Annotated in this window: 1 protein-coding gene; it reads right to left on the reverse strand. The window is 61.1% G+C overall.

Annotation, left to right across the window (positions count from 1 at the left end; translation table 11 throughout):
• Nucleotides 1-28: 28 nt before the first annotated feature.
• On the reverse strand, nucleotides 29-7618 hold the full coding sequence (locus G7016_RS10985; protein ID WP_219856252.1) for a beta strand repeat-containing protein: 7590 nt from the start codon (nucleotides 7616-7618) through the stop codon (nucleotides 29-31).
• Between the last annotated feature and the right edge of the window lie 32 nt (nucleotides 7619-7650).

Raw genomic sequence — 7650 nt, forward strand, 5'->3', positions numbered from 1 at the left:
AGCATAAGCCATTGCCGGGCCGTGGGCATCAGGCGTGGTCCACCTTGATGTGGGTGTCGGCGCCCGCAACCAGGCTTTTGAGCGCATCGTAGCCGATGCCACCCACCTTGATGCTCACGTCAGCTGCTGCCGTGTTGGTCGCGGCCGAGGCAGTGGCGTTCAGGTTACCCGCGCTGCTCACCAGCAAGACACCAGCACCAGAGCCGTCGCTGGCCTGGGTGACTTGCAGGTAATGAGTCAGGTCGTTGCCATGGCCGGACAACAGGTCGCTCAGGTCGATCACATCCCCTTCGCCGGTGTTGAAGTCGGTGATGATACTGGCGCCCTTCTCTCCCTTCACAAACATGAAGGTGTCAGCACCCGTGCCACCGGTAAGGAGGTTGCCGGTTGTCATGTTGCCGGGGAGGCTGTCACTGCTGCCACCCAGCAGGATGTCATTGCCCGCCCCGCCGTTCAGGACGTCGTTACCGCCCTGACCGAAGAGGATATCGTTGCCGTCGCCGCCAAATAACCTATCCGCACCGTCAGCGGTACCGTAGGTATTCGAGCCAGCCGCCAGTTTCGCAATATCTGCCAGATGGCTGGCATCAGTCAGATAGGCATGTAGTTGCGGGTCGGTAGTTACCCCCGCGAAGGCCTTGAGTGCTTCGGTTCCCTGCAGCTTGTCGAAGGTGATCAGGTCGCCGAAGAGGATGTCATTGCCGCTGCTGCCAGTAATAGTATCGCTGCCAGGCGCAGTGTAATGGCCCAGTACTGCGTCTTCGATCTGCGTCGCGTCCACCACTTTTTGCGCGTTGTGATCCGAATCGTAGTTATTCAGCGTGCTCGTGCTGATGCTGCTGCCAAAACCTATGGCGTCGACTGAGCCATTGGCGCCCATCGCTTTGACCAAGGCATCGTACGCACTCTTGGACTGTGTATCCACGCTCTTGGAAGAGGTACCTGTGACTACGTCGTAGCCACCCGCCCCATCAGCCAGGAGAGTACCCCACGACCAACTGCCGCTATCGCCCTTGTACTTTACAGTTCCGTCCGCTGCAACGATGACGCTGCCGTCTTTGGCGGTAAGCGTCTGGCCGTAGGTCCACTTGGAGAGGTTCAGGCTGTCGAGAGAGACCTTTGACCCCTTGCCGTCGTAGTCAGTGTCATAGATATAAGGGTTAGTCATTTCCGTCGACACTGTATTAGGCGCGCCGTCGGTGATGAAGTAGGTTTTGTTTACCGCGCCTGCCGTGACGTCCGATCCGAGGAACCAATTGCTTGCCGTCTTCAAGCCCGCCTCGTAATTCGTTCCCTCGCCTGAGTTAGACGCCATGCTGCTCAGTGCGTCCTTCAGGGTTTCCAGGGCATTCTCGTCAGCGATGTTCACCGATACGATACTCTCGACTTTCGTGTCAAAGTCCACGAGCAAAATCTTGATAGTGCCGGCTTTTTCAGTAAGGGCATTGGCGTACAGCGAATCGAACACGTTCGACAAAGCGGTCTTCATGGAAGCCAGCGCATTAGAGCCGATACTTCCGGAGGTATCTACAACAAAGGCGATGTTATAGTTGTGGCCAGCTTTAATCGTTGTTACATCACCTACGATGATATTGTTAGCCGCCGCCACGCCGGTAATGGTGTCGGAGCCAATGGTGCCATCCGTAGATTTGTACACCGCTGGAGTCACGGTGATCTGCACGTCAGTAACCGTATTCAGCGTGGAAGTGCCATCCACCGAAGTGGTGGTCACCTTCAAGGTATCGGTCCCGTTGTGGTACGTCGCCGGGGTGTAGGTCAGCGTGTTGACGCTCCAACCGGTTACGTTCACTTCGGTCACGCTGGCCGTGGCGGTGAAGCTATGGCCAACGCCGTCAGACACGGTCGCGCCTACCGGGATGCTGCTGATTTTGGTAACCGAAGCGGATTCGGAGCCGTCGGTGTCGGTGGTACTAGCCACCAGCGTGAGCGTGGTGGAACCGTTCTCGGCCACAGTGGCTTTGGTAGGCGTCACGGTCGAGGCGTCGGCAACCGGCGTTACGGTGACTGCCACGGTGGAAGCATTGCCGTAGTCCACGGCGTCGTAAGCCTTGTACGTCAGGCTTACCGTGCCTGAGGCGTCCTTATACGGCGTGAACTTCAGGTAACCCGCTTCCAGGCTTGCCTTGCTCACCAACTGCGTGGTCCCGGCGGCCAAGGGGACCCAGGCGGTACCGTTGTAGTACTGCAGGGTGCCTTGGGTCGCGGCCGGGGCGGTGATCTGAATGCTCAGGCTGCTGCTGGCGGTGTCTGCGTCCGTGACACTGAAGTTGGCCCATTTGAGCGCCACCGTGGTGTCTTCGCTGGTGCTCGCCGTGCTTGCAACCGACACAGGCGCGTCGTTGGTTGCGGTGACGTGCACCGCACCACTGACGGCAACCGAGGTGATGCCGCCGTCGGTGACCACCACGCTGTAGCTGCGATCAACCGTGCTTGGATCATCGCTGGTATTAGCGTAGGTGATCGACTTGATCGCGGCCACGTAGTCGGTGATAGACGCCGTGCCGGTGAGGGTCACGGTGATCTTGCCGCTGACGCTGGTGTCCACGCTGGCGGTGATGCCAGCCGGCAGGGTGCCTGCCTTGAGCACGTCGTAGGCTTGGGCGTTGCTTAGGGTTACGGTCGCGCCCTTGAGCGTGGTGGTGCCATCCGGGTCAGCGATGGTCAGCTGCTTCACCAACTGGGCAGCCGGGGCATTTTCCAGGTAAGTGATGTCAGCGGTGCCGCCGGCCGAGAGGTTCACCACCGGGGCATCGTTCACGGCGTCGACGGTAACGGTGAGGGTGCCGGTGCGCACTACTGACGTAGCCACGCCCTGCTCGCTCGCGGTCGCCGTTACGGTCAGCACGAAGCTGCCGTTGTAGTTCAGCGGCGTGTTGAGGGTCAGGTTGGCCAGGTTGAGGCCGGTCACGACGGCCGAGCCGTTGGCATCGAAGGTCACGGTGTGAGTGCCATCGGTCAGGGTGCTGCCAGCAGGCGCGCCGCTGAGGGTGGTGACGTGGGTCTCCGAGCCATCGGTGGTGTCGCCATAGGTCACGCTGATCGGCGCCAGCTTCACGCCCGCGTCTTCCAGGCCATGGTTCAGGCTGGTGCCCGTGTAGTAACCCTCACCATTGCTGCCATGCAGGGCAGACGCGTCCAGCCCGGCGGCGGCCATGTCCTGCACGCTGCCGAAGGTCACCAGGCTGTTTAGCGAGGTGGCTACGCCATCTACCAGCACGGTCACGTTGTAGTTGCCCGGGCCGCTCTGGTTGTAGTGGTACAGGTCGACCGTGTAGTAGCCGGTATCCGTGGGTGTGAAGGTGGTGCTGGTGACCGCACCGGAGTTCTTGCCCCAGCTGGCGGTCGCCACGGTGGTGCCGCCGAGGGTAATTGCCAGGCTGTCATCACCAGTGCCCGAGAAGCTGTAGGACTTGCCGGCTTCCAGGTACACCAGGCCGCTGACCTTGGTGGCGGTACCCGCGGCGATATCACCGCTGCTGGCGAGCGAGGTCACGCCGTGGACAGTCGGGTTGACGGTCGCGGCGCTGCCTACGGTGTTGATCAGCGTGCTGGTGGCCGCGCCATTGCCCCCAGTGCCCAGGGTGTCCTTGGACAGCGTGGTCCAGGTGTCCTTGTTCAGGCCGGTAGAGGTAATGGTCGCTGCGCCTACGGTGACGACCGGAATGTCCACCATGGGGTCGACCGTGATGGTGAGCGTGCTGGTCGAACCGGTATTGGTAGTGTAGGTAACGGTTGGCACGGTGCCGGCCCAATCCGCAACTGGGGTGAAGGTGTAGGTGCCGTCAGCCGCCACGTTCAAGGTGCCGTGGGCCAGGGCAATGTCAGTGCCGGTGGCGTAGGTGTTGCCGCCAACGCTGACCGAGCTGATGCTCAGCGCGTTGTCCACGTCGATGTCGTTGGTCAGCAGGTTGCCGGTGGCCTCGCCATCTTCGTTGATGGTGGCAGTGTCCGCCTTCACCACGCTTGGGTCATCAACTGCAGTGACTTTCAAGGTGCTGCTGTAAGTAATGGTCTGGGCCGGGTCGCGGGCCAGGTTGCTGCCGCCAACATCGGTAACGGCAACGGTCACATTGCGCACGCCGTCTACTGGCGTGTCGGTAGCGTTGGAGAACTGGATCGCGTTGATCAGCCCCTGGTACTGCTCTACCGAAGCGGTGCCGGTGAGGGTGAAGGTCTGGGTGCCGTTCACGACATCGCCAGCCACCAGCGTCACGCCGCTTGGCAGCGTGCCGGTGAAGGCCACGTTGTCGCCGGCACCAAGGCCAGTGATGGTCACCACTGCCTTGGCCAAAGTGGTGTTGTCCACGTCGGTGATCGACAGGCCGTCGACAATGGAGACCGCCGGCTGCCCTTCGGTGAAGCTCACCGCCGAGCCTGTGACCACAGGGGCGTCGTTTTCCGGGACCACACCAATATGCGAACTGGCAGTAGCTACGGCTCCGCCGGTATCGGTGACCTTGATGCTGATGTCACGGGTTTCGGGGCTTGGGTTCTGCGAGCTGTTGTTGAAGGTGATGCTGTTGAGTACCGACTGGTACTGGGCAGGAGTCGCTTCACCGCTCAAGGTAACCGTGATGATCGCTTTGCCATTGGCGTCCACGCCTTCGACGATCGAGGCGGTGATGCCGGTAGTGCCGGTATTCACGGCCAGGCTGTCGCCATCGTGGGCATTGGTCAGCACCACCGAGGCGCCTTTGATGTTGCTGTCCACATCCGTCAGCTTCAAGTCGCTGGCGATCAGCGCAACGCCTTGGCCGCCCTTTGGCGTTTCGCCTGCAGCCGGGGTTTCGATGAACGTGTTGACGAAGTTGTCGGTAACGGTACTGCCATTGACATGGCTGAAGACCGGCGCGTCGTTTACCGCGGTGACGGTCAGGGTGCTGTTGTAGGTGCTAGTCTTGGCACCGTCGCTGTCGGTGGTCACGTCGGTGACAGCGATGGTCACGTTGCGCACGCCAGCAGTGGGGGTGTCGCTGTCGTTGCTGTAGGTGATGCCCTGGATCAGCGCCTGGTATTCGGCAATGGAGGCCTTGCCAGTAAAGGTGATGGTCTCGACGCCGTTGACTACGGAGGTATTGGCCGTGATCCCTGCAGGTAGGCTGGTGGGGAGGGTAACCACATCGCCATTGCCCAGGTTATCGATCGTTACCACGACCTTGGACAGCTGGTTTCCATCCAGGTCATTCATGCTGAAGTTGCTGACGATGGAAGTCGCGGCACCGTTCTCGGTGAAGCTCACTTGCTCACCGAAGATATCCACGGCATCGTTCTGCGGCTTGACGTTCATCACCGTGGTGATGCTCGAGGTGCCGTTCAGACCGCCATCGTTTACCGAAATGGTGATCTTGCGCTGCTCGTCCGACGGCGTATTGCCGGTGTTATTGAAGGTGACGTGGTTGATCACCCAGGCGTAGTCGGCCGGGCTGGCGTCGCCGCTCAGCTTGATGGTGATGGTGCCGTTGGCATTGACGATCTCGGCCTTGATGCCGGTGTTGCCGACGTCCACGGCCAGGCTGTCACCGGGCTTGGCATTGGTGAGCACGATGCTGCCGCCCTTGAGGGTCGTGTTGTCGACATCCTTCAGCGTGAGGTCGCCAGTGCCGATGATGCGGCCCGGCCCCTTGCCTTCCCACGCCGCCGGCGTGGTGCCGTGGGGCGTTTCGATGAAGGTGTTGCCCCAGTTGTCGGTAACGGTGCTGCCATCGGCGTGGCTGAAGGCAGGGGCATCGTTGACCGGCGTCACGTGCACGAGCAGATTCTGGCTTACGCTTTCCGCCTTGGCGGTGCCGTCCTGAGCAGTCGCGGTCACGGTGAAGGTGTAATCACCGTTGGCATTGGCCGGCGCGGTGAACTTGAGGCTCGACATATTCCAGCCGGTGATGTTCACGGTACCGTCGGCCCCGACGGTCACGTTATGCGCCGCGATGCCGTCAGTCAGTACGGCATCCTTGGGGAGACCGGTGATTTTCACCGTCAGGGTCTCGGAACCGTCTACGTCGGCAGAGGCTGCCTTGATGGTCGACAACAGAATCGGCTGGTCTTCCAGGCCGCTGTTGCGGGTTTCGACCAACTGGATGTTGTCCAGTACACCACCGGTGCTGTTCTTGTCGGCGGCTACGAATTCCAGCTTCTGGCTACCGTCAGCGCTGACCGGCAGGTTGAGCGTGTAATGCGTCATGCCGGTGCTGTTAGCGGTCAGGGTGGTGATCAACTGTCCACCCCAGTACACGTTGATCTTCGAATTGCTCTCGGCACCGCTGCGCGCCGAGTAATCGAAGCTTACGGTGTAGGTGGCGCCAGTTTGCGCGCTTACCGTGGTGTACAGGTTGCTCGCATCGTTGGGGTTACGCTCCAGCTCGATGACCTGGCTGGTAGTGCCGGCGCCGTAGGTGGTGCTCGCGCCGATCTCCACGGTATTGCCCGAGTTATCGGTGTGCCATTCGCCAGTGCCCAGCTTGCCTACCGCTACGGTGGCCTTACCGCCGGCCGCCACTTCCTGGAGGTCGGTGGATGCCAGGGTGCTTTTGCCGATCAGGCTCAGGGTCGGGATGTCGGTAACCGGAGTCACCGTGATGTTCAAGGTGCTCGTCGAGCCGGTGTTTGTGGTGTAGGTGACTTGCGGCACGGTGCCGGCCCAGTCGGCCGTCGACGTGAAGGTATAGCTGCCATCGGTACTGACCGTCAGCTTGCCCACGCCGGTGTCGATTTCACTACCGGTGGCGTAGGTTTTACCGCCAACACTTACCGAGCTGATGCTCAAGGTATTGTCGACGTCGCTGTCGTTACCGAGCAGATTGCCGGTGACTTTGCCATCTTCTTTGATGGTTGCGGTATCAGCGCCCAGCACACTGGCATCGTCTACCGCTGCCATCTTGATGGTTTCGGTGGCCGAGGTAGCGCTGGTGGCACCCAGGTTGTCCGTTGCGGTGTAGACAACGGTCGTGCTGCCGTTCCAGTTCGCGGCCGGCACGAAGGTGAGGGTAGCGCCGTTGTTGGTCGCCGAGATGGTGTCACCCACGTTGACGATGCTGGTTGAATCATTGGAATCGCGCAACAGCACGCCGTTGGCCGGTACCGATGTGATGGTGAAGTGATCGACAGTGCCGTCTACGTCCGACCCGCCCAGGGTTACGGTTACCGGAGTGTCTTCGGTGCCATTGATGGTGCTGTTAGAGACCACCGGCGCATCGTTGGTCCCGGTCACCTTGATGACCAAGGTATCGGTGTCGGTCGCGCCCCACTGATCCTTCACCTGATAGGCGATGGAGAGGGTCTCGGTCACACCCTTGGCCAAGTGCTGGTACGCGGCATTGCTGGCATCCAGGGTCCAGGTGCCGTCGGCGTTCAGGGTGAAGCCGGCCACGCTCGGCTGGCTGCTGGTGGTGCTGAAGGTCAGCAGGCGACCGTCGTCAACATCAGTGGCGGTGAGGGTGCCACGGGCAACCGCGTCTTCGTTCACCGCAACGTTGCCGGCGGCAGTCGTGGTGGTGATCACCGGAGCATCGTTGGTGCCGGTCACCTTGATGACCAGGGTGTCGGTGTCGGTCGCGCCCCACTGATCCTTCACCTGATAGGCGATGGACAGCGTCTCGGTCACGCCCTTGGCCAGGTGCTGGTACGCAGCATTGC

Source organism: Pseudomonas japonica (assembly GCF_013522925.1).
GTDB classification, from domain to species: Bacteria; Pseudomonadota; Gammaproteobacteria; order Pseudomonadales; family Pseudomonadaceae; genus Aquipseudomonas; species Aquipseudomonas japonica_A.